General features: G+C 71.0%; 17 protein-coding genes, 1 tRNA gene and 1 pseudogene. 7 read left to right on the top strand and 12 right to left on the bottom strand.

The features are described 5' to 3' along the window. Positions 1-367: 367 nt before the first annotated feature. Positions 368-658: a hypothetical protein gene (locus tag ACQPW6_RS11075; RefSeq protein WP_433889404.1), complete on the bottom strand. Its 291-nt coding sequence runs from the start codon at positions 656-658 to the stop codon at positions 368-370. A 331-nt stretch (positions 659-989) separates the two neighbouring features. Here ACQPW6_RS11075 and ACQPW6_RS11080 point away from each other — a divergent pair, with 331 nt between their 5' ends. Next, a complete protein-coding gene (locus tag ACQPW6_RS11080) occupies positions 990-1,490 on the top strand; it encodes a tyrosine-type recombinase/integrase (protein WP_433889405.1) in 501 nt (166 codons plus the stop codon). A 93-nt stretch (positions 1,491-1,583) separates the two neighbouring features. Then, complete coding sequence (locus ACQPW6_RS11085; protein WP_433889406.1) at positions 1,584-2,132, top strand: hypothetical protein; 549 nt, start codon at positions 1,584-1,586, stop codon at positions 2,130-2,132. Positions 2,133-2,356: 224 nt separating this feature from the next. Here ACQPW6_RS11085 and ACQPW6_RS11090 read toward each other — a convergent pair whose 3' ends face one another. The 3 genes from ACQPW6_RS11090 to ACQPW6_RS11100 all read right to left on the bottom strand — a co-directional run bounded on the left by ACQPW6_RS11090 (position 2,357) and on the right by ACQPW6_RS11100 (position 6,724). Further along, entirely contained in the window at positions 2,357-2,878 is a 522-nt protein-coding gene (locus tag ACQPW6_RS11090; protein ID WP_433889407.1) for a single-stranded DNA-binding protein, read from the bottom strand. 130 nt (positions 2,879-3,008) lie between these two features. Next, a complete protein-coding gene (locus tag ACQPW6_RS11095; protein ID WP_433889408.1) occupies positions 3,009-5,102 on the bottom strand; it encodes a GTPase in 2,094 nt (697 codons plus the stop codon). A 5-nt stretch (positions 5,103-5,107) separates the two neighbouring features. Further along, positions 5,108-6,724, bottom strand: a complete 1,617-nt coding sequence (locus ACQPW6_RS11100) for a dynamin family protein (RefSeq protein ID WP_433894498.1) — start codon at positions 6,722-6,724, stop codon at positions 5,108-5,110. A 369-nt stretch (positions 6,725-7,093) separates the two neighbouring features. Here ACQPW6_RS11100 and ACQPW6_RS11105 point away from each other — a divergent pair. After that, a tRNA-Arg gene (locus tag ACQPW6_RS11105) sits at positions 7,094-7,166 on the top strand. A 259-nt stretch (positions 7,167-7,425) separates the two neighbouring features. Here ACQPW6_RS11105 and ACQPW6_RS11110 read toward each other — a convergent pair. The 3 genes and pseudogenes from ACQPW6_RS11110 to ACQPW6_RS11120 form a co-directional block, all read right to left on the bottom strand. Beyond that, positions 7,426-8,001, bottom strand: a pseudogene (locus ACQPW6_RS11110) (IS1380 family transposase); the annotation flags it as partial. A gap of 3 nt (positions 8,002-8,004) precedes the next feature. After that, positions 8,005-8,448, bottom strand: a complete 444-nt coding sequence (locus ACQPW6_RS11115; RefSeq protein ID WP_433889409.1) for a nuclear transport factor 2 family protein — start codon at positions 8,446-8,448, stop codon at positions 8,005-8,007. 347 nt (positions 8,449-8,795) lie between these two features. Continuing rightward, on the bottom strand, positions 8,796-9,194 hold the full coding sequence (locus tag ACQPW6_RS11120) for a winged helix-turn-helix transcriptional regulator (RefSeq protein WP_433889410.1): 399 nt from the start codon (positions 9,192-9,194) through the stop codon (positions 8,796-8,798). A gap of 77 nt (positions 9,195-9,271) precedes the next feature. Here ACQPW6_RS11120 and ACQPW6_RS11125 point away from each other — a divergent pair, with 77 nt between their 5' ends. After that, positions 9,272-10,228: an NADP-dependent oxidoreductase gene (locus ACQPW6_RS11125; protein WP_433889411.1), complete on the top strand. Its 957-nt coding sequence runs from the start codon at positions 9,272-9,274 to the stop codon at positions 10,226-10,228. Positions 10,229-10,248: 20 nt separating this feature from the next. On the opposite strand, the gene ACQPW6_RS11130 is transcribed toward ACQPW6_RS11125, so the two are convergent. After that, positions 10,249-10,734 (bottom strand): nitroreductase family deazaflavin-dependent oxidoreductase, encoded by a 486-nt coding sequence (locus ACQPW6_RS11130; protein ID WP_433889412.1) that lies wholly within the window; start codon positions 10,732-10,734, stop codon positions 10,249-10,251. Positions 10,735-10,870: 136 nt separating this feature from the next. On the opposite strand from ACQPW6_RS11130, the gene ACQPW6_RS11135 reads away from it, so the two are divergent. Next, positions 10,871-12,715, top strand: coding sequence for a chloride channel protein (locus ACQPW6_RS11135; protein ID WP_433889413.1), 1,845 nt, complete (start codon positions 10,871-10,873; stop codon positions 12,713-12,715). Positions 12,716-12,811: 96 nt separating this feature from the next. After that, on the top strand, positions 12,812-13,297 hold the full coding sequence (locus tag ACQPW6_RS11140; RefSeq protein ID WP_433889414.1) for a MarR family winged helix-turn-helix transcriptional regulator: 486 nt from the start codon (positions 12,812-12,814) through the stop codon (positions 13,295-13,297). Positions 13,298-13,453: 156 nt separating this feature from the next. Here the strand turns inward: ACQPW6_RS11140 and ACQPW6_RS11145 are convergent, their stop codons facing one another. Continuing rightward, on the bottom strand, positions 13,454-14,899 hold the full coding sequence (locus tag ACQPW6_RS11145) for a glycoside hydrolase family 76 protein (RefSeq protein WP_433889415.1): 1,446 nt from the start codon (positions 14,897-14,899) through the stop codon (positions 13,454-13,456). Positions 14,900-15,020: 121 nt separating this feature from the next. Further along, a complete protein-coding gene (locus ACQPW6_RS11150) occupies positions 15,021-17,630 on the bottom strand; it encodes a lectin (protein ID WP_433889416.1) in 2,610 nt (869 codons plus the stop codon). A gap of 709 nt (positions 17,631-18,339) precedes the next feature. Between ACQPW6_RS11150 and ACQPW6_RS11155 the strand changes: the two genes are divergently transcribed. Continuing rightward, entirely contained in the window at positions 18,340-18,810 is a 471-nt protein-coding gene (locus ACQPW6_RS11155) for a DIP1984 family protein (protein WP_433889417.1), read from the top strand. Between the two features lie 276 nt (positions 18,811-19,086). Here the strand turns inward: ACQPW6_RS11155 and ACQPW6_RS11160 are convergent, their stop codons facing one another. Further along, complete coding sequence (locus tag ACQPW6_RS11160; RefSeq protein ID WP_433889418.1) at positions 19,087-20,331, bottom strand: copper resistance D family protein; 1,245 nt, start codon at positions 20,329-20,331, stop codon at positions 19,087-19,089. 258 nt (positions 20,332-20,589) lie between these two features. Next, positions 20,590-21,963: a glycoside hydrolase family 16 protein gene (locus tag ACQPW6_RS11165; protein ID WP_433889419.1), complete on the bottom strand. Its 1,374-nt coding sequence runs from the start codon at positions 21,961-21,963 to the stop codon at positions 20,590-20,592. Between the last annotated feature and the right edge of the window lie 292 nt (positions 21,964-22,255).

A 22,255-nucleotide genomic window follows, 5' to 3' on the forward strand; every position in this document is an offset into this window, starting at 1 on the left:
CCCAGAAACAGCGTGGCCAGTGCCCTCCGTGCCCGCCTAATCTGCCCACCGACGAGGTCGCCCGCACGGTAAAGGTCGGGATCCGGGGCACGCAAAGGGCCGTCTGCCCCGTCACCTCACCGCGAGGTTGCCCAGGCCGCTGCGCGCTATCCCACGGCTTGCCTAGTTCATGAATTAGGACAAAAGTAGTATTTAGCACAAAGGTAACGGGCGCCGATGTCCGCCGAGCAACACGGTTGCCATCTGAGCCCGTTGTAGCTGGTAGGAGGCGATAGCCATGCACGCGCCAGCTGACGACCTTCAGAGCGAGCGCGTCATCGTCCAAGCTCCACTGTCCCTGACTGGTTCGACGAAGCGAATCCTGCGTCTAACCGAGCCCGATCACTCTTTCGCCTTGCGGACCGTAAGTGGCCCGTGGTGGAGGGGCATTCTTCTCGCGCTCCTCGATGGTCTCATCGTCCTGACCGTGGGTATTTTCATGATGGCGGCGTGGGGCTTTGACCTGATCTGGTACCTGCTGTTCGGCATACTTCTGGTCCCGTATCGTCTCATCAGGCGCAGTGATCGAAACCGGAAACGCGATGCTCTCCAGCACCGAGAGATGCTGGATGCGGCTGTGGCTGCTCAGGCCGACGCCAATCGGCGGTCGAATGATCACGAACGGTAGAAACGTGTCGCTCGGGTTTGATGCGTCTGGTGGTGGCTGTACCTGAACGACTCTGCCAGCAGGAACCCACGACGGTCACCACTTCCGTGCCGTCTGCCGTCGGCCCGCACTTCCATGGAGCGGGCGTGGTTCAGGGCGTCAGGGTGGAGCGCGCCACTGTACGAACGACCCTGACGCCCTGGGCCGCGATTGCGCGGCTTGCCCAGGTCGATGGCAGGTGGGATGGGAACCCCTGCGCTCACCACGATGAACGCGCGGTCGCCAGCGAGTTGGGGCCATCTCGGAGCCTGGCCGCCCTGCGGATCCGTGGTCGGCGGAGCAGGTGTTCGCGTCTCCGAAGCGCGGGAAGATCCGCGACGTTCCCCTCGACGCTGAGGTGTCCGCCGCGCTCACCGAGCACATGAAGCGCTTTCCGCCCACTGACGTAACCCTGCCGTGGATGACGCCGACCGGCCCGAAGGTCACGCACCGTCTGATCTTCGCGAGTGGCGCCGGCACCGCCCTGTGGAGCAACGACTTCAACGATCGCCTCTGGAAACCCGCTCTCGCCTCAGCGGACATCATCCCGGCCCCGGAGAAGGGCAAGCGATATGCGGCCGTACGAGAACTCGGCATGCACGCCTTGCGGCATTTCTACGCCTCGGTCCTCCTGGACGCCGACCAGAACGTCAAGGCGCTGAGTCTCTGCCTCGGGCACAGCGACCGCGGGTTCACGCTTCGGTTGTACACGCACCTGATGCCGAGCAGCGAGACGCGTACCCGGCAGGCAGTGAGCAACATGTACCAGTCCGCGGGCCAAGCGCGCGGCCTGAAGTCAGCTTGAGCGGCGCGAAGCCATCCGACGAACTCACTGTGGGTACGGCGCTGACAGAGCACCATGGGTTTCAGCCGATCACGAAGGCTCGAAGGGGGCGAAATGGGAAGTTCATCGCTAACGCTCAGCGTGGCGTTGGTGGGTGTCCTAGGCACATTGTTTGCACCGGTGCTATCGCAACGTCTGCTGGCTCGCGCGCAGGAAGATCTGTTCGAGCGGGAGCAGCAGGCATCAAGGGGCCGTTGGCTCCAAGAACAGGCCGAGGGACGGCTGACCCAACGGCGCGAGTCCTATGTGGCGGTCAACGCGGCGCTTCGTCGCTATCGAGTTGAGTTGATGAACTACTTGTGGGACGTAAGCCGGGGCCTGGTGCCGGCGGAGGCGGTCGAGAGGTTGGAATCTGCCCGGCACACGCACCACGCTGCCTACGCCGAAGCACAAATGATCGCTTCGACAGAGGTCTTAGAGGAGTTGGAAGCTGTCGTAGACGGCCTGTCTCAGGGGTACCGGCAGACGAAGAACCTCGAAGAAGGCAACCCTGACACAGACGGATCCTTCGACGAGATTCGTGACCACTTGAGTCGGCTCTGGGATCGACTGGCACAGATGCGTGGCGTGATGCGCGCCGACCTTGGCGTTGAGGACAGCTAGGGCCTGGAGTCCTTAGGCGCAGCCCAGAGACGGCCCACGCAGCGTGAGACGGCCCCTCATCGACGGGAAACCGCTGGTGGGGAGCCGCTTCGCGCCCTGCGCGGATGAGAAACACCCCAACTTGCCAGCCGTCCACCCTCCCGGGCGAACGGGTACCGGTGGCCCCGGCGGGTGCGCCGGGGTCTGCGGCCGAGTGGGACGAGGCAGGACGGGTGCGGCGCAGCTCAAGGCGCCGCCGCCGTGACCGCGGGCGCGGGCGCCGGGGCGTGGGGCGGTCGGTCGGCGGGCTCCCGGGGCAGCGGCGCGGTCTGTGCCTGGGCGGGCTGGGCCGGGGTCTCAGCAGCTGGGACCGGGGCAGGTGGGGGTGGGGTGCCGGTGGGCGGTGGGGAGGTCGGGCGGGTGAATCGGGTCGTGCCGCGGGACAGGTCGTGGCCGACCGCCGACGCCTCGATCTCCGCGACCGCGTGCCTGCGGCCGTCGCGTTCCTCCTCGCGGATCCGCAGCCGCCCGTGCACCACCATCGGTTCGCCGAGCCCGACGGACTCCTTGACGTTGCCGGCCATCGCGCGCCACGTGCGGACGGTGTAGAAGCTGGTCATCCCGTCCGTCCAGCCGCCGCGTTCCGCGTCCCAGCGGCGTGCGGACGTGGCCAGCCGGAACCGGGTGAAGGGCACGCCCTTCGCCGTCATCTGCGATTCCGGTTCCGTAGCGACGTTTCCCACCACGGTGATCTCGGTGTCCTTCATGGCCCGGTCCTCCCTGTTCTTCGCGATCCGCCCCTCGCGGACCGCTGTGAGAACATCGTGCGGGAATTTCGGGCCCCGGAACGAGACCGGCTGAAATCTGTGGATAACCGGGCGGTTGTGGATAACTCCGTCACTCGGCCGAGTGGAAATCCTCCGCGCGGGAACCTTCCGAGCCCGACGGGCCCGAGGACCCCGACACCCGGCCGGCCGTCACCAGCCCGGCGGCCGACCTCGGCGACGACCCGGCCACCACCGCGTACTGCTCCCGCACCTCCCGATACCGCATCAACTCGGCGGCCACCGGCTCCAGCACCCGGGCCCGGCCGCAGTCCGCCGCCGCGTCCCGCAGCCGCCGCTCCGCCGCCTGCCCGTACCGGCGGGCGGGCCCCCGCGCGGCCAGCCCGCAGCCCCACGAGACCAGCGGGCCGCCCAGGCCGCCGACCGCGGCCATCAGTACAGGAAGCCACCACGTCAGATCGAGCGAGCCCACCGCGACCGTGATCAGGCACACCGCGCCGGCCAGCGACAGCGCCATCATCAGCCACTGGACCACTCCCGCCGCCGACCACCAGCTCGGCCGCTCGGGGGCCCGCGGCCGGGCCCGGCCGGCCGCCGCGTCCAGCGCGTCCGGAAGCCCCTCGCCGCCGCGCCGCGCCGCGTCCCGTACCGCCTGGGCCCAGGGCGCCGGCAGCCCCCGGGCCGCGTCGGCGGCCAGGCCGCGTACGGCCTCCTCGACCACCGGCCGCGAGGCGGCGAGGCCGTCGGAGCCCGCGCTCGTCGCTCGTACGGGTGAAGCCGGTGAATCCTGCCCGGCACGGGAACCGGCGCCGGGCACGGTCCGTTCTCCCATCAGCCGGCCCCAAGGTGTTCCACAAGCCTCGCGGGCGGCAGCGGCCCAGTCCCGTTCTGCCGACTGGCCGGCCCCGCTCGCACCCACCGCGTCCGCGAGCCGGTAGACGAACTCCTCGCGCGCAGGGTCGGTGAGCCCGACACCGCCCTCGCCGACGTAGAGCGGCTGGAGCCTGCTCGCCATGCGGTCCATGTCCGCCGCCAACCGCCGCCCGGCCGCGGCGCGTTCGGAGACGATCTGAGCCAGCACGGTACGCAGGTCCGGCAGTCCCTGCCCGGTGAGCGCGGAGGTGGCGAGCACCACGGCCCCGGCGTCGCCGTGTTCGCCCACCGCGAGTCCGTCCTCGTCGAGCAGCCGCCGGAGATCGTCCAGCACCAGGTCGACCGCATCGCCGGGCAGCCGGTCGATCTGGTTGAGCACCAGCACCGTCACATCGGCATGCCCGGAAAGGGGGCGCAGATACCGTTCATGCAGCGCCGCATCGGCGTATTTCTCGGGGTCGAGCACCCAGACCACGACATCCACCAGCCGCAGCAGCCGGTCCACCTGCTCGCGGTGGCCGGACGCGGCCGAGTCGTGGTCTGGCAGGTCGATCAGGACGAGCCCGTTCAGGTCGTCCCGCCGCATCCCTCCGGCGCCCTCGGCGTCCTCGGTGCCCGCCGCGCCGTGGCCGCCGCGGTCCCCGCCGCAGTCCTGCCGTGGCATTTCGTCAAGCGACGAATCGGCCGGATCCGCAGTGCCGTACGGCGTCTCCCGCGTCGCAGCGGCACCGTCCGCACCACCTGTTCCGGTCCCGGTCCCGCCGCCGGAGACACCGGGGAGGCCGGGTGCGCCGACGAGGACCGACCGGTCCGGTGCGCCGCGTCTGGCGTAGCGGTCCTGCGGTGCGATGCCCAGCCGGTCCAGCAGTCCGGCGGCCCGGTCCGGCTGCCAGGCGCAGGCCAGCGGGCGGGAGGTGGTCGGCCGCCGGACCCCGGTCTCGGACAGGTCGAGCCCGGCGAGCGCGTTGAAGAGGGTGGACTTGCCGCTGCCGGTGGCCCCGGCAAGCGCCACCACGGTGTGCTCGAGGGACAGCCGGCGGCGCTCGCCGACCCGTTCCAGCAGCTCACCGGTCTCGGCGAGGGCGTCGGGGCTGACCCGGGTGCGGGACAGGCCGAGGAGTTCGCCGAGCGCGTCCACCCGTACGGTCAGCGGGTCGGCCATCCCGTCCCGGGCGGCCGCCGCGGCGGACCGGAAGCCCGGTGCGGAGGCGTGCTCCGACGTGCCGTAGCCCGCCGCCGGCTGGTGGGTTCCGGTCGCGGGGCCCGCGCCCGAGCCGGGAGCCGGTGCGGGCACCTGCCCGGTCCTGGACGCGTAGCCGGTCGTGCTGACCACCGCGATCACCTCTCCTTCTGCAGTAGGGAAAGCACCGCGATCAGCGAGGACTGCTGGGCGGAGGTGACGTCGTAACCGTCGACGGGCGCCAGCCGCCGTTCCCGCTCACCGCGCAGCAGCCCGGCGATGGCGTCCTCGAGCTGGTCGCGGGCGGCGTCGCGGATCCGCAGTGCGGCCTGCGCGCCGATCGTCTCGGCGAGCCGTTCGCCGGCGGCCCGCCCGCGGCGGGCGCCGAGCAGCGCGGTGGCGACCAGCGCGGCCACGTCCTCGGGGTCGGCCGGCGGCCGGTCGGTGTCGCGGACCGCGCGGGTCTGGGCGTAGGCGAGGCCGGTCAGGCCGCGCCGCCAGCGCCGTACGCCCTTGTCGATCCTGGCCGCCACCGCGGTCCGGTCCCGGTCGGGGCGGGCGGAGGGCTCTTCCAGCAGTGCGGCGCCGGCCCGGTCGCGCTGCCAGCCGTCGGCCACCCGCTCGTCGGCGGCGTCGGTCTCGGTGCGCAGGAGTGCCGCGAGTTCCTCGGCGAGCGCGTGCTGGAGGGCGTTGGGACCGCAGGCCGGGTAGCCGTGCCAGTGCGCCAGCGCCTCGCCGGCCAGCGGCACGCCCGCCGCGATGGCGGCGGCGATCCGCTCGGCCGCCTGCTCATAGGCGTCCTCGGTGGCCCGGGTCAGCCGGACCACGGCGGCGTGCTGGGCGGCGGAGGCCGCGGCGAGCGCGGGCAGCCGGCCGCGCAGCGAGTCCAGCGCGCCGACCGCCGTGCGGCGGGCGGCCTGCTGCCGGGCCACCGGGTCCTGCGCGCAATGCGCCAGCCACTCGCGCAGCGCCGCCACCGCGGTCTGCGGCAACAGCCCGCCGCCGCCCGCGGATTCCGGCAGCTCCGGCACCGTGAATCGGGGCACGTCGCCCAGGCCCGCCCTGGTCAGCAGGGCCGCGTAGTGCCGGCCGACCTCGTCGGCGATCTGGTGCGGCACCCGGTCAAGGACGGTGGCCAGCGTGACGTCGTACTCCTTGGCGGTGCGCAGCAGGTGCCAGGGCAGCGCGTCGGCGTAGCGGGAGGCGGTGGTGACCAGGATCCAGATGTCGGCGGCGCAGATCAGCTCGGCGGCGAGTTCCCGGTTGCGGGTGACGAGGGAGTCGATGTCAGGGGCGTCGAGCAGGGCAAGGCCGCGGGGCAGCGAGTCGTCGGTCTCCAGGCGCAGTTCGGCGCGCCGGGGCTCGCCGCGGTCGGGCCCGTCGTCGTCACCGCGGGCCCGCTGCCGTACCGCCCAGGCGCGGTGCAGACCGGGCAGCACCCGCGGATCGGCGAACCACGCGCGGTCCTCCGGGTTGCAGACCAGCACCGGCGTACGGGTGGTGGGCCGGAGCACTCCGGACTCGCTGACACGTCGGCCGATAAGGGAGTTGACAAGTGTGGACTTCCCGGCTCCTGTTGACCCGCCGACCACCGCGAGCAGCGGCGCCTCGGGCGACTTGAGCCGGGGCACCAGGTAGTTGTCCAGTTGGGTGAGGAGTTCCTGCCGGGTGCGGATGGCCCGGCCGGAACCAGGCAGTGGAAAAGGGAAACGTGCGGCGTCCACGCGGTCGCGCAGCGCGGACAGCGCGTCGAGCAGCTCGGGCCGTACGTCCAAGATCGCCACAATGGCAGAATGCCCCATTTAGAAGCATTTCTGAAGCGCATTTCGGGTAGTTAGTCCATTTCAGTCCATATGGACCCGACCGAGGGAGAGCATGTGAAGATCACCGGCGCCGACCGAGGACCGGGCCGGTCAGCGACCAGATCGAGCCACCGGCATAACGAGTGCACAACAGCAGTGTTGCGACCCGTCAAAAGCGATGCACCTTCTGCACATGCCTGCGATTATCGGACCGCTTCACCGAACCTCCACAACGTGTCACGCGGGTGAAGCAACCGGCAGTAGGCATACGGCGCCCTATCCTTGACCTCGGTACAGGTCACGGAACCACCCAGGGGCGGAGACAGCCGCGGCCACTGTCCAGCCCCCGTAGCTCAGTGGATAGAGCAGGCGCCTTCTAAGCGCTTGGCCGCAGGTTCGAGTCCTGCCGGGGGCACCGTCGTTCGTTCGGTGCCGGCCTCCCCTTCGAGAGGCCGTTCACGCTGGTCAGACGATGCTAGCGAACGCGACGTGATGGTGGGGTAAGCCCTGCGGAACCCTGTCGCTGAGCCATGTAGTCACGCATGTGTGGCGTAGGTCATAGACACGCTTCCCGGTCGGCGAGGGGAACTCGTGATCCGGCCCGCCCTTCCGCGGGCAGGGTGGCCGCATCGACACGCAGAGCCATTGCCTCCTCCGGCCGCAGCACCATGCCGCCCGTCAGCGCGAGCATCGGCATCCAGGCCGGCAGGTCCAGGGCGATCTGGAGGATCTCCAGCCAGATCTGATTCTGCTTCGGCGGCACAGGCGCCGTCGCGGGTCTCGACGTCCGGTTCGGCGGCCGCCGTCCAGGCCGAGGCGGGGACGGTGAGATCGGCCTGGTGGATGGGGTCGGGGATGGTCATGCGGACCGAGTTGGACAGCCGCCGGCCGCGCTGGGCCAGCGCGAGTTGGGCCGTGGTGATGTGCTCGGCGGCGGTGTTGCTGCCCGCGTTGCCGGGCCGCAGCAGGTCCGCGACCGGCTCGCCGCTGCCGCCTCGGCCGTGGTCGACGAAGCCCGTCAGCGGACGGTGCCCGGCGGTCTTCTTCCAGGTCGCGGCGGCATCCTGCTTCTCGGAGTGCGCCGGCACAAGCACTCCGCCCAGGTCCACTGTCGTCTGCCCGTCGGCATCCGGCACCGAGGAACCGGCCAACGTCCACACGTAGCCACGCACTTGGGCGCCCGGCCCGGATCGCCTCAGGGCTCCGGCTCCCGCCGGGGACAGGCTCGCTGGCGAACGCGCGAAACCGGGGCCTTAGGAAACACCCTTCCGCAGCGACGTGATGAGGAGGTCGAGGTCCCCGCGTGCCGTGTACCTACGGATCGGGTCGATGTAGTCGCGTGACTCGATGATCTGACCGTCCCGGACACGCATGACGAAGACACAGGGCACCTTGGCCATGGAGTCGTCCGGCAAGGTGAACTCATAGGCGAACTCGGCGACGATCACTTCAGGATCGGCGGTCTCGTGAACCACGACATCGACGACCCGTCGCTTCGGCAAGGACTCGCGAGCCTCCGGCGGCACGGTGAAGTGCTCCTGGAGCGCACGCCGACTCGTCAACGGCTCGGACTCCGGCGTCGCCATCGGATGCCGGACATCGGTGACCTCGCCATACAGGTCAGGCAACTCCTCGACGTTCCCGCCGGCGACCCCGTGAACAAGCCGGAGAAACACCTCGCGCGGACTCTGACTCAAAGGCCCTCCCCACGTAATACGCACAAGCGGCTAGTGATCATTATTGCCCGATCCGGACCGGTCTTGCGGACCGTTCCGACCGGCAGCACCCCACCCGCCTGACTGACGGCCCCACGGCCACGGCCGTGGACACGGACATACGGACTCTGCTGCAGGCGGTGCCGCCTCGCCAGCGCCCATGATCGCCCGGAGCACGCCCGGACCCACCTCGGCCCAACCGACCAACAGCAGCGGGCCCACCGCGTCAAACGCCGCCCGCCCCCACATCTGCCCGATCAACGGTTCCGCCACGTTCAACGCCAGCGTCATCACGCGCGAATGCGGCGGTGCCCCCGGCCGCGGAGGCGTCAGGCGGACGTGTCGTAGGCTCCGCGGGCCGTGTGGACCTCGTCCATGTGGGCCTCGGCCCATGTTTTGATCGCGCGCATGACCGGTAGGAGCGAGTGGCCCAGGGGGGTCAACTCGTATTCGACGTGGACCGGGACGGCGGGGCGCACCGTGCGGGAGACCAGGCCGTCGCGTTCCAGGCGGCGCAGTGTCTGGGTGAGCATCTTCTGGCTCACGCTCGCCAGCCGGCGTTGCAGCTGGGTGTAGCGCTGCGGGCCGTCGGCGAGGGCGTTGACGGCGAGGCTCACCCACTTGTCGGCGATGCGGTCAAGCAGCTGACGGGTGGGGCATTCGGCGAGGTAGGCGTCGTAGGCGCTGCCGGCCTCGGCTCGGCGCTGGGCGGCATCACGCGTGGGCATGGCTCTCCTCCGGGTGCCGTAGGCACCTTGAAGTGCCTACTTCCCACTGGAGAGTAGCGGTTCCTACGGTGTGCCACATGGTTACCGAAGAGAAGATGCGCGCGGTGGTCGCCCGCGGTTACGGCGGACCGGAAGTGCTCGACGTGGTGACGGTTCCGCTGCCGGAACCCGGTCCCGGCCAGGTGCGGATCCGGGTCGAGGCCGCGGCCGTCAACCCCGTGGACCTGGCCACCCGTTCCGGCGCGCTCGCCGAAGCCGGGCTGATGACCGCCCGCGAGCACACGGGCATCGGCTGGGACGTCGCCGGCACCGTCGACAAGCTCGGGGCAGGCGTGACGGCGCTCGCGCCGGCGCAGCGGGTGATCGGGCTGCGCGACCTGCTCGACGTGTCGCTGGGCGGCTACGCCGAACACCTGGTCCTGGACGCCGCCGCGGTGGCGCCCGCCCCGCCCGGCGTCCCCGCCACCGCCGCGGCGACGCTGCCGTTGAACGCCCTCACCGCCCTCCAGTCCCTGGACGCGCTCGGCCTCACCGCGGGCGACACCCTGCTGGTGACCGGGGCCGCCGGAGCGGTCGGCGGCTTCGCCGTCGAACTCGCCGCCCGTCGCGGCCTGCGCGTCATCGCCCAGACCGGCCCCGCCGACGAGGACTTCGTGCGCGCCGCCGGTGCCGAATGGACCGTCGGCCGCGACACGTCCGACCTCGCGGCCGACGTCCGCCGCCATGCGCCGGCCGGCGCCGACGGCGCGCTCGACGCGGCCGGCCTGGGGATCCGCGCCCTGGCCGCCGTCCGCACCAGAGGCGCCTACACGACGGTGGCCGGCGGCACGGCGCCTCCCCCGCTGCGCGGCATCCGGCTGCACCACCAGTGGATCAGCGCGGACGGTGCCAAGCTCGCCGAGCTGGCGGCGATGGGTCTGACGCTACGGGTGGCCGACGTCCTGCCCCTGGAGCGCGCCGCCGAGGCCCACCGCCGGCTCGCGGCAGGCGGGATACGCGGCCGGCTGGTCCTGGTCCCCTCCGCCAACGGCTGACCGCCGGCGCTGCTCCGCCCTCACCCGGTGAGCCGGACGAAGGGGATCTGCCGGCCGGCCGCGCGGTATGACTCCGGTGTGCCGTCGGACGGAAGTCCGAGGTAGCGGCACAGGGCGCGGGCCGCCCTGGGGTGGCGCGGGGCGTACTCGGCCATCACGTCGGCTCCTTCCTCGGCGTCGAGGAAGGTTGCCGACACCTCGTGGCGGTGCCTTCCCACCTGCACCGTGGCGCGGGGCGTGTGGCGGAGGTTGCGGTACCACTGCGACTGCGGGCCGTACCCGGAGGCGACGGTCCAGGCGCGCCGCACGGCGTCGTGGGCGACGACCTCGATGACGACCTGCCGGGGACGTCCGGAGACCCGGCCGGTGTGGGTGAGCAGCAGCATCCGGCCGCCGAAGACCGGGCCGAGGCCGAGCCGGTAGAGGTGCACCGGCAGCCGGGCGACGGATCTGCGCCAACCGGCCGGCGGCCTCGTGCGGTTCGGCGTTCGGGGTGGGTTGGACATGCTGACCTCCGAGTCCGTGCAGGCCGCGTTGGCCGGCCCGCGGGCGGGCCGCGAGCCGGCCGCGGGCGGACCGATCACCTTTTTTGCACAGAGCCATCATTGCACAGAGCAAGGTTTTGTGTTGCATAATGCAAACATGTCGAACCCCCTCGTCCCCTCCCCCGCCGGCCCGCCCGAACCCGCCACCGCGCCGCGGGTGCGGCGCGGGCTGCCCGCCGTCGGCACCCTGCTGCGTGAGGCCAAGAGCGGGCTGCTCGCGCTGGCGCTGGTCGTCGGATGCGGGGCGGGAGTGGGGGCGATCGCGTTCCGGTGGCTGATCAGGACCGCCACCGGAGTGCTGTCAGGGCATCCGGACTACGCCGCGGCCGGGCACGCGGGAAACCCGCACGTGCCCTGGCTCGGGCACTGGTTCGTGCTGCTCGCGCCGGTCGCCGCCGGGCTCGTCTACGGCCCGCTGGTGCAGCGCTTCGCCAAGGAGGCACGCGGCCACGGCGTGCCCGAGGTGATGTACGCCGTCGCACGCCGGGGCGGCCGGATCGCGCCGCAGGTCGCGGTGGTCAAGTCGCTGGCGTCCGCGCTGTGCATCGGCGGCGGCGGCTCGGTCGGCCGGGAGGGGCCGATCGTGCAGATCGGCTCCGCGCTCGGCTCGGCGCTCGGCGGCCTGATGAAGGTCGCCGAGGACCGGATGCGGGTGCTGGTGGCGTGCGGCGCGGCCGGCGGCATCGCGGCGACCTTCAACGCGCCGCTGGCCGGGGTGTTCTTCGCGATGGAGCTGGTCCTGCGGGACTTCACCGCCGAGTCGTTCGGGATGGTCGTCCTCGCCTCGGTCACCGCGAGCGTCATCGGGCGGGCCTCGTTCGGCGACAGCCCGTTCCTGCACCTGCCGCCGTTCACCGTCCCCCATCTGTCGGACTATCTGCTCTTCGCGCTGCTCGGCGTGCTCGCGGGCGCGGCCGGGGTCGTCTTCACCCGGGTGCTGTACCGCGTCGAGGACGCCTGCGACTGGGCCTGGCGCGGCCCGGAGTGGGCCCGCCCCGCGGCCGGCGGCCTGCTGCTCGGCGTCCTGCTCCTGCTGCTGCCGGAGATGTACGGGGTCGGCTACCCGGTACTGGAGAAGGCCGTCGGCGGCCGGTACGCGATCGGGTTCCTGCTGGTCCTGCTGCTCGGCAAGATGCTCGCCACCAGCCTGACCATCGGGATCGGCGGCAGCGGCGGGGTCTTCGCGCCCTCCCTTTTCATGGGCGCCACCCTGGGCGCCGCGTACGGGGCCGCCGCGCACCACCTCCTGCCCGGCACCGCGGGACCGGTCGGCACCTACGGCCTGATCGGCATGGGCGCGGTCTTCGCCGGCGCGGCCCGAGCGCCCATCACAGCGGTGATCATCATGTTCGAACTCACCGGCGAGTACACGGTCATCCTGCCGCTGATGACCGCGATCGTGCTGGCCACCCTCGTCAGCCGGGCCCTGTCGCACGACACGGTCTACACCCTCAAACTGCGCCGCCGCGGCATCGACCTCGACCACGCGCCCGGCGGGGCCCTGCTAGCCGGTGTGACGTTGGGCAGCGTCATGGAACCGGTGCCCCGGCCGCTGGACGGCGGCACCCCGCTGGCCGACGCGGCCGAGGCGCTGGCCCGCTCACCGCACGGCGTCCTGCCCGTCACCGCGGCCGACGGCACCTACCTCGGCACCGCCACCGCCCGTACCGTCGCCGAGACCCTCGCCGACGGCGCGCACGCGGACACGGCCGTCGGAACCGTCACGCACCTTCCCGCGCCCGTCACGGCCGACACCGACCTGTCCGACGCGCTGGACGCCCTCGTCTCCGCCGAAGGGGCCGGCCTGCCCGTCCTCGACGGCACCCGCGACCACCTCGCCGGCTGGATCACCCACCAGTCGATCCTGCACGCGGTGCGGACGGCCACGGCCGCGCCCGCTCCTGCCGCGGCCCGGTCCGCCGCGCGGTCCGCCACGAGCTGAGGCCGGCCGCACGGCCCGCCGACGAGGGCCCGGCCGGCGGGCGGCAACGTGCCGGACGCGCAGCCGGACGCGGCGCCAAGCCTGTAGAAAGGGGCTATGGCCGTTTCCCCCTCCGAGTCGGAGAACGACGCCGAGGCAATGGTCAGTGCGCTGCTGACCGCTTCCCGCCTGCTGGTCGCCGTCTCCGCGCGCTCGCTCGCCTCGGTCGAAGAGGCACTGACCCTGCCGCAGTTCCGCATGCTGGTGGCCCTGCACACCCGGGGCCCGCTGAGCCTGTCGATGCTGGCCGCGGAGCTCGACGTGCAGCCGTCGACGGCGATGCGGATGATCGACCGCCTCGTCGCCGTCGGCATGGTGCTGCGGGGCACGGTGCCGTCCGACCGTCGTACGACGCTGATCTCGCTCACCGACACCGGCCGCCGCACTGTGGTGGAGGCGACCGAGCGCCGCCGCAAGGAGATCGCACGGATCGTCGACGCCATGCCGACGGCGCGGCGCCGCGAACTGCTCAAGGCGCTGCACGCGTTCGCGGAGGCGGGCGCCGAGCCGAGCGCGGCGCCCACGGCTCTGCCCGCCTGGTGACGCGGGGGGACCTGACGGCGTATCACGTCGTCCGCCAATTCGCCCCCGGGACAGCCGAGTTGGCCCTGACATCGGGCCGGCGACGGCCGCGGCCGGCGGGCACCGAGTCGGGGTGTCCGCCGGCCGCGGTGCGGGGCGATGGGGCTCCGTGGTTGATCAGACGCGGGCCCACTTCTGGTTGGTGCCGCCGTTGCAGGTCCAGATCTCCAGCAGGGTGCCGTTGGCGGTGCCGTGTCCGGTGGCGTCAAGGCACTTGCCGGAGCCGGTGTTGACGGCGGTGCCGTCGGAACGCAGGCTCCACTGCTGGGCGCCGGTGCTGTTGCAGTCGTAGATCTGGACCGGGGTGCCGTCGGCGGTGCCCGCCGAGCGGACGTCCAGGCACTTGCTGCCGTAGACCGTCAACCGGCCGGAGGAGTCGGCCGTCCAGGACTGGTTGCCGCCGCCGTTGCAGTCCCACAGCGCCACCTGCGTGCCGTTGTTCTGGGTCGCGGCCGGCACGTCCACGCACCGCGAGGACTCCTGCCCGCGCAGCACGCCGGTGGAACCTGGCGTGGTGGTGAGGCCGAGGGCGGCGACCAGGACCTCGGCCGCGGCCGTCTGGGTACTGGGGGTCCACAGCGCGAACGGCCCCACGAAGGAGTTGCCCTGCTGGCCCGAGCTGTTGGTGTCGTTGGCGAGGATCGAGTTGGCCGTGGCGGCCAGGAACGTGTCGTACTGGGTACTCCCCGTCGCGGTTGCCAGCGCCCGCAGATAGCGGGCGAAGATGCCCTTGAACGCCGAGCCGTCGCCGGTGCAGTTGGGCTCGCAGCCGTCGTAGAGCACGCCGTTGTGGTTGAAGCGGGCGACCGCGGCGGTGGCGATGGTGTTCGCCGTGCTCAGCAGGGAGGTGTCGCCGGTGGCGCGGGACTGCTCGATGAGCCCCTGGAGGATCACGCCCTGGTTGTAGGAGTAATTGGCCGTGCTGAACGTGCAGTTGGGGACGTTGAGCCCGTCCTGCACGAGATTGCCCTTGATGAGGCCGGAGTTCTTGAACCAGTTCCACTCGCTGGTCGCCCAGCCGCCGTAAGTGGTGTCGCCCGGGATGCGGTTGTGCAGTCCGGCCGTGGCGGCCAGGAAGAGTTCGTTGGCGATCGACGCCTTGTACTGCTTGGCGGTGCTCCAGTAGACGCCGCCGCCGCACTGGGAGTCCCAGTAGTTGTGCATGTAGTTGGTGGTCGTCCTGGCCATGTTCAGGTAGTTGGTGTTGCCGGTGATGTCGTACGCCTGCAACCAGACCAGGGCCCACCAGCCAGTGTCGTCGATGTAGTCGTTGGTGAAGTTGCTGTTCTTGGCGAAGGCGCCGGAGATGGCGTAGTCGTACTGCGAGTCGCCGGTGGCCTGGTGGTACGTCATCACCGTGCTCAGCGACACCGCGGCGGTCCACCAGCCGTTGCCGTCGATCCGGCCGTTGTCCGCGTCGTACGACTTCATCAGGACCGCGATGCTGCCGGCCGCGGGGGTCGGCGCGGCCTGTGCGCCGACCGTGCCGGGGATCAGCAGCAGCAGGCCGAGCAGGGCGACCACCGCCCGTGCGGCCCATTTTCTGAGCGCGTGCGTGTTCATCATTCGACTCCTGGTGGGGGGTTGCAGGTGTGGCCCCGGCAGGACGTTCGGGGTGCCGGGGCCGTGCGGCGGCCTGATGTCAGGACAGGCCGCCGCACAGTCGGGAGGGCGCACGCAGCGGTCAGGAAGGAAGGTTCCAGCGCTGCGCGCCGGTGCCGTTGCAGTCGAAGATCTGCAGCTGGGTGCCGTCGGTGGTGCTGGACTCGGGGATGTCGAGGCAGCGGCCGGACTGGGGGTTGACCAGGGCCTTGGTGGTGGAGTTGTAGGTCCACTTCTGGCTGCCGGTGCCGTCGCATCCCCACAGCTGCACCAGGGTGTTGTTGCCGGTGCCGCCGAAGGCGACGTCCACGCATCTGCCCAGGATCTGCAGGGTGCCGTCGCCGGGTACGGTGACCTGCTGGGCGGCGGAGTTGTTGCAGGTCCAGGACTGGATGTGGGTGCCGTCGGCGGTCGAGGCGGCGTTGTCGTCGAGGCACTTGCCCGCGATGCCCGAGGTGACCGGCCCGCTCGGCACCGCCGGCGGACCCGGCGGCTTGGCGCCGCCGTTGCCGTTGTACGACGGCGGCGCGGAGGAGGCGGCGGTCGCCCAGTTGGTGTTGGCCGACGTGCCGAGGGTGAGGTTGAGGGTGCCGCCGCCGGTGGCGAAGTTCGCCGGCAGGTAGGCGTTGTTCCAGTTGGCGCCGTTGAGGGTGGCGCTCTGCACGTAGGGGGCGTTGTCGGCGGCGGCCGGGGCGTTGACCACCAGGTGGCCCCCGCTGCCCAGGGTCACATCGACGCTGGTGAACAGCGGGCTGCCCAGGGCGAGGTCGGAGGTGCCCGGGGTCTCGGGGTAGAAGCCCATCGCGGAGAAGACGTACCAGGCGCTCATCGTGCCCAGGTCGTCGTTGCCGACGCCCCAGTTCGCCGGGCTGTCCGGCCACAGCTGGTCCTGGACCTGGCGGACGGCCTTCTGGGTCTTCCACGGCTGGCCGACGTAGTCGTACTCCCAGGGCAGTTCGATGGAGGGCTCGTTGCCGAGGTCGGCGTGCGAGCCGCCGGAGCCGTGGAAGTCGGAGAGCACGCTGTCGAGGTAGGCGGCGTACTTGGTGTTGCCGCCCATGGCGTCGGCCAGGCCGCGGATGTTGTGCGGGACGGCGCCGGTGTACTGCCAGGACGTGCCCTCGACGAACTGGTCGCTGCTGGTCGGGTCGAAGCCGGACCGCCACGCGCCGCTGGCCAGCTTCGGCTGCATGAAGCCACTGCCGGTGTTGAACACGTTGCGCCAGTCCTGGGCCCGGTTGGCGAACTGCGAGGCGGTGGTGGTGTCGCCGAGCGCGCCGGCGAACGCGGAGGTGGCGAAGTCCTGCGCGCTGTATTCGAGCAGGGTGGCCACCGAGCCGTAGAAGTCCTTCGGGTAGGACCCGTCCGAGGGCAGGTAGCCGTACTTGGTCTGCAGGTCCAGGCCCATCCTGATGGGGTTGGACGTGGTCCCTTCCTTGACCATGTCGGCCTTGGCCGCCGCGGTGTCGAAGTTCCGCGCGCCGAAGGCGTAGTAGTCCGCGACGATCGCCGGGCCCGGGTCGCCGTTCATCACCTGCGTCTCGGCGGAGTTCAGCGACCACTTGGGGAAGAAGCCGGCCTGCGCGTAGTCGTTGACCAGCGATTGGGCGCTGTCGGACGCCTGCTGGGGTGCGACCAGCGCCTCCAGTTGGGCCTGGGTGCGGTAGATGTCCCAGCCGGAGTAGGTGCCGTACTGGGCCTTCTGGCCGCCCGAGACCGTATGCACCTGGTGGTCGAAGCCGACGTACCTGCCGTCGGAGTCGCTGAGCAGGTTCGGGTGCAGCAGCGAGTGGTAGAGCGAGGTGTAGAACACCTGTCGCTGGTCGGACGTGCCGCCGCTGACCGCGACCTTGCCGAGCACGTTGTTCCACGCGTTGTGGGCGGCGGTCCGGGTGCCGTTGAAGTCCCAACCGCCGTTCTCCGCGGCGCGGTTGGCGGTGGCGCCGGCGATCGAGACGTAGGACAGGCCGACCTTGGCCTGCACCGTACGGTTGCTGGTGGTGTTGAAGGTGACCGAGTCACCGCCGTTGAAGCTGCCGCTGCCGGTCATCGGCTGGTCGAAGACCATGTCGAAGTACGCGGTGTAGGACGGCGCCGACGCGCAGAACAGCCCGGCGTCCACCGATCCGCTGACCTCGGTGCTGGACACCTTGGTGAAGTGCAGATCGGTGGCCTTGTCGGCGTTCAGCTTGAACAGCAGGTTCGCCTGGGTGGTCGCGGGGAACGTGAAGCGCGCCATGCCCGAGCGCGCGGTGGCGGTCAGTTCGGTGTTGACCCCGTTGCTGAGGTTCACGCTGTACGCGCCCGCGCTCGCCGACTCGTTGCTGTGGCTGAAACCGACGGTGGCGTTGCCGTCGACTCCGCCGGTGGTCGGCAGGACGGGGATGTCGCCCATCGCGCCGCAGCCCGGTCCCGAGATGTGGTTGAGGCTGAAGCCGGTGACAACGTTGTCGGAGTAGGCGTAGTCACCGCCGGGCGGCCTGGAGGGCGTGTCGGGGCTCCAGGACACCATGCCGAACGGGGTGTCGGCGCCGGGGAAGGTGTTGCCGCCGTTCGACGTCCCCAGCAGCGGGTTGACCAGGGAGGCGGGGTCGGCCACCGCGGCCGGCGCGGCGGCATGCGACGCGGTGGCGGGCACGGCGACGCCGAGCAGGAGGAGGCAGGTCGTGAGGGGAATGCGCCATCGCTTCATTGTGCGGCTCCATGTGCGCAAGGCACGGCTGTTGCTGAACCGGTGGGGGGTGAGACCCGCACAGCAAAGGGCAGTTCTTCAACACCTGTCAACGCAATCGACCGAAATAGCGAACATGAACCAACGGACATCGGAGGAAAGGCAGTTGGCCGGGGGATCGCGCCTTGGCGGGAGCACCACCGGCCTTCCAGGCGCGGCGCGGGGAGTCCACGGGCGCCTCCGCCGCACCAAGCGCGCAGGCCAGGGGGCCCTGGTCCGGCCTTCGACGGCGGGGTGCGGCCGAGCGGAAGGTCCCGTTGTGTCCTGCCGTTCGACGGCCGTCGGAGGGCGGCCGCGACCGGCCCGGGGCCGGCCCGCCGCGTGCGAACGGTCCGACCATACGTCCAGGGCATTGACGTGGACGCGGCCGGTGGTTAGCTTTCGGAGAGCGCTCTCCCCTTGCGGTCAGTGCGTCCTGCCGCATCGGGTCAGGTAGCGGGGGAATCGTCCAGGAGCCGTGGCGGCAGGCGAACTGCCGTCCTCCACGGGCGAGTCCAGCGCTGGCTGTTTGCTTTTGTCGTCTCGCCCGGAAGCTTCGACCGGCAAACACACACGACAGCACACCGTGCGCCCGCCCCGGGCATGAGCGGCGCGGGCGGAAATCCAGGTGCGTAAGGGCCGGTTCGCCTTCCTATACTCGTGCGAGCTCATGGAGGGGGAGGTGGGGACGATGAAGCTTGCCGAGGCACTGGCCGAACGCGCCGAGGCGGCGCGCCGCGTCGAGCAGTTGCGAGCGCGTGTCGTCAGCAGTGCGCGGTACCAGGAAGGGGAGACGCCCGCCGAGGACGCGGCCCAACTGCTGGCCGAGACCGGCGAGGTGCTGGACGGTTTGGAAGCGCTGATCAGGCGGATCAACCGGACCAATGCCACCGTGGAGATGGGCCAGGACGGCACGCTCACCGATGCCCTCGCCCGCCGCGATGTCCTGCGGCTGCGTCACTCCGTGGTCACCTCGGCGGCGGACGCGGCAGCGGGGAAGGGCGAGCGGGGGTACGGGCGGCAGCTTCGGTCCGAACTGCTGATGCTGTCCGCGCTTCCGGTCGCGGAACTCCGGGGTCAGGCGGACGCGCTCGCGCGGGAGATCCGGGAGGTCGACGTGCGGATCCAGCGTACGAACTGGGAGGCCGACCTGCTGGACTGAACCAGGCTGAGCCGGGCCGCACTTGATGAGGCAGCCCAGCAGGTCAGGACGATGTGGAGCAGGTAGCTGCTTCGGAGGCGTGCACACACCGAGGGCCGGCGGGTTTCCGGCCCACTCCTGGTGCGTGAAGGGCAACGCGGGGGTTCGACTCCCCATACGACAGCGCAGCTCAGCACGGCGCACAGGTAACGGTGCACCTCGCACAGCACATCACCACGTGCAGATCCGAAGGGGTGAGGGCGGGTTCGGGGCTCTCCACATCACGGCACTCCGGCGTCAGGTCCCGACGAGGTCGGCGGAGTCGGTCGCCGGGGCCTGCTGCGGGGCGGGGGTGCGGCGGCGGGCGAGGGCTCCGGAGGCCCAGTAGCCGAGGAGCATCAGGGCGATGACGAGAAGGGTCTCGCTCGTGCCCCATATCCAGGTGGACGCGCTGACGTCCTTGGTGGGGAGCTTGGGCAGGTCGTCCAGCGAGGCCCCGGTGTGCCTGGCGGCGTCGGCCTGGAACGCCTGGTTGCGGGCCGAGCCGTGCAGGAAGGGCGCGACGAAGACCACCGTCATGCCGAGCAGCGTCTCGATGGCGACCATGACCGGGAACTCGCGGACGAGGATCGTCCGCAGCGGGCGCTCGTCGCCCTCCGCGCGCAGCGCCTCGATCCGCGGGTGCAGCCAGAACTGGTTGAACGCGCCGAGCAGCAGCAGCGTCCCGAAGATCAGGATCTTCACGCCGAGCACGCGGCCGTACATCGTGCTGACCAGTTGCGACAGGCCGTCGACGTGCTCCCAGTACAGGAAGAGCCCCGACAGGGTGATGGCGGCGACGCAGCTCATGGCGGCCGCGGAGAAGCGGCGGATCACCGGGGACCAGAAGGCGCCGCGCTCGGCGTCCGCCGTCCCGCCGGGCAGCGCGAGCACCGCGAGGCCGGCGACTCCGCCGAGCCAGACGGCCCCGCCGAGCAGGTGCAGCATCCACATCACCGTCTCGAACGAGGTGCGGGCCCAGTCGTCGGGCACCGCGTCCGGGAACTTGGTGGTGCCCAACGCGACGGCGCCCGCGGCCAGTCCGGCGGCCGACAGCCATGTACGGGCCGGTCCGGCGGCGACCTTGCGCAGCGCGAGCGGAGCCGTCAGCGCGGCGCCGACCAGGACGAGGGTCACTTCGAGGCCGGACAGCCGGCCGCCGTTGCTGCCGTCGTAGAGCGCGCTCCACGCGGCCCCGTAGTCGTACCCGCCGTTCGCTGAGGCGGAGTGGGCGAGGTCGGTGAGCACGGCGGGCACGGCCAGCACGCCGAGGACGGTCGCCACGCGGGCGAGTCTCGCGGTGGTGGCGGCGAGCATGCCGGGGCCGATGCGGCGGGCGACCGGGCCGACGGCGACCACCGCGAGGGCGGTGATGCCGACGAAGCCCATCAGGGTGACCCACGTCGTCCACGCCACGGCGCTGTCCTCGAAAGGACCGAGCGGGGTGGAGGGCGCGGGCGCGGAAAGCAGCAGGTCATGGGGGAGCTGGGTGGGCAGGGGCATGACGGGTCCGTCCTCGCACGAGAACCTCGAAACAGGGGGCGAGTTAGGTTAGGCATGCCTAATTACTCACGTCAATGTGACGAAGTCCTCGGGCGGAAGGCGGCGTTCCGTTGAACGCGGCGGCCGATCCGTACGTACGGCCGCCGGTGCTGCCGACGCCGACGCCGATGCCGATGGCGCCGCCGATGCCGATGCCGGCGCCCGGCCTTGCGGCTGGGCCCCCGGGCCGGTCGCGGGTGGACCGGCCCGGGGGATGACTCACTGGGTGTACGTGTAGTGCGGGCTGTCGTACTGCGGGCCGCTCTTCTCGTAGGTGAACCAGTACGTGAGGGTGGAGCCGGCGGCGAGTGTGACGTTCTGCGTCCAGGTGCCGCCGCTGTTGGTCATCCGGACGTTCTGCTGGCCGGACCCGTTGACGAGGTAGTGCACGTCGACGTAAGCCGCCGGGGTCGTCGGACGGAACGTGATCTGCGCCTGGTTGGCGCTCACGCGGGTCACGCCCGCGGTGTAGTCCGGCGTCGTCGTACTCCCGCCGGTGGACCCACCGGTCGTCGTTCCGCCCGTGGTCGTACCGCCGGTCGTGGTGCCGCCGGTCGTCGTACCGCCCGTCGTACTGCCACCGGTGGTGCCGCCGACTGTGCCGTTGCTGCTGCCACTTGTCTGGTAGACGGCGAACCAGTCGACGCTCATGGCCGCGCCCGAGGTGATGTTGCCGGCCTGCGCGGACGAGGTGCAGCCGCAGACCTTGTCGGGATAGGAGCCCGCGATGGCGAGGTCGAAGATGGCCATGAAGCCGTGGTCGACGGCCGCCTGCCAGGTGCCGACGGAGACCTGGTTCTCATTGACGGTGAAGGTCACGTTGCCGTCGAGGTAGAAGCGGATCTGCTCCGCCGAGGTGTTGGTGCGGTCGATGATCGCCGAGTACGTGTGGTAGTCGGTCTGGCAGCCCGCACACGGCTGGAGGTTGCTGGTGATGCCGTCAGGGTCGTGGCACTCCCCCGCCCACACACCGCAGTGGAACGTCGTGGAGTGCTGGCTGAGGGCGTTCACGTCCTCCATGACGTCGAACTCGCCAATGCCCGGCCAGTTCGTCGCGCCCACCGGCCGGGCGGCGCCGCCCATCGCCCAGAACGCGGGCCAATAGCCGAGGCCGCTCTGCGGGTTGGGCTGCAGGATCGACGCGCTCACCTCGAGCTGCCCGCCGGCGGGGGCGGCGAAGTCGGTGCGCTGCGTCTCGATGCGCCCCGACGTCCAGTGGCCGGAGCCGTCCCGGACCGCCCGGATGACCAGGTGCCCCTGCCCGTCCTGGTAGACGTTGCTGGTCGAGTCGGTGGCGGTCTCGACCTCGCCTGTGCCCCAATTGCCCGCGGCGCCCGGGTAGTTGTAGCCGGTGCCGAGGTCGTACAGCCAGTTGGCACGGTTGAGGCCGGTGCCGGAGCCGCCGTTGAAGTCGTCCGAGAAGACGGTGGTCCAGCCGGCCGGCGGGCCGGGCACGGCCGCCGAGGCGCTGCCGCCGGTTCCGACCAGGCCCAGGAGCGTGCCGAGGAGCATGACCAGGGTGCCGCCGATGGCGACCGGAACTGTTCTCCGCCTGCCGGCCGGGATGGTGGTGCGCGGCCAAATGGCTCTCATCGCGGTTCTCCCTTTCAAGGTGGGGGGGTGGGGAGTCGGGTGAAATGGAGTGGGTGACGCGGAGCGGCTGACGTGAAGTGGGCGAGGTGAGGTGCGGTCCGGTGGGGACTGGGACCACAGCGGGCGGCTTCGATGATTGAGAGCGCTCTCAGAGACGTCACGACTGCTTCGACGAGGAGTCTCCGACTCGCTCTCCCTTGCGTCAATGACTTCAACACGATCGGCCAAAAGAATGGGCTTTCACCGCCGCCATGTGTAACCCTGGTCTGGACTTGACCCGCCACACAGGGGA

It is taken from the genome of Streptomyces sp. CA-111067, from assembly GCF_050956065.1.
Classification (GTDB): Bacteria; Actinomycetota; Actinomycetes; order Streptomycetales; family Streptomycetaceae; genus Actinacidiphila.

Excerpts from the sequence above, each read along its gene's own strand:
- ACQPW6_RS11125 (WP_433889411.1), top strand. The coding sequence starts at position 9,272 with ATGGTTACCGAAGAGAAGATGCGCGCGGTGGTCGCCCGCGGTTACGGC.
- ACQPW6_RS11160 (WP_433889418.1), bottom strand. The coding sequence starts at position 20,331 with ATGCCCCTGCCCACCCAGCTCCCCCATGACCTGCTGCTTTCCGCGCCC.
- ACQPW6_RS11150 (WP_433889416.1), bottom strand. The coding sequence starts at position 17,630 with ATGAAGCGATGGCGCATTCCCCTCACGACCTGCCTCCTCCTGCTCGGC.
- ACQPW6_RS11140 (WP_433889414.1), top strand. The coding sequence starts at position 12,812 with ATGGCCGTTTCCCCCTCCGAGTCGGAGAACGACGCCGAGGCAATGGTC.
- ACQPW6_RS11085 (WP_433889406.1), top strand. The coding sequence starts at position 1,584 with ATGGGAAGTTCATCGCTAACGCTCAGCGTGGCGTTGGTGGGTGTCCTA.
- ACQPW6_RS11165 (WP_433889419.1), bottom strand. The coding sequence starts at position 21,963 with ATGAGAGCCATTTGGCCGCGCACCACCATCCCGGCCGGCAGGCGGAGA.
- ACQPW6_RS11120 (WP_433889410.1), bottom strand. The coding sequence starts at position 9,194 with ATGCCCACGCGTGATGCCGCCCAGCGCCGAGCCGAGGCCGGCAGCGCC.
- ACQPW6_RS11090 (WP_433889407.1), bottom strand. The coding sequence starts at position 2,878 with ATGAAGGACACCGAGATCACCGTGGTGGGAAACGTCGCTACGGAACCG.
- ACQPW6_RS11155 (WP_433889417.1), top strand. The coding sequence starts at position 18,340 with ATGAAGCTTGCCGAGGCACTGGCCGAACGCGCCGAGGCGGCGCGCCGC.
- ACQPW6_RS11130 (WP_433889412.1), bottom strand. The coding sequence starts at position 10,734 with ATGTCCAACCCACCCCGAACGCCGAACCGCACGAGGCCGCCGGCCGGT.
- ACQPW6_RS11135 (WP_433889413.1), top strand. The coding sequence starts at position 10,871 with ATGTCGAACCCCCTCGTCCCCTCCCCCGCCGGCCCGCCCGAACCCGCC.
- ACQPW6_RS11145 (WP_433889415.1), bottom strand. The coding sequence starts at position 14,899 with ATGAACACGCACGCGCTCAGAAAATGGGCCGCACGGGCGGTGGTCGCC.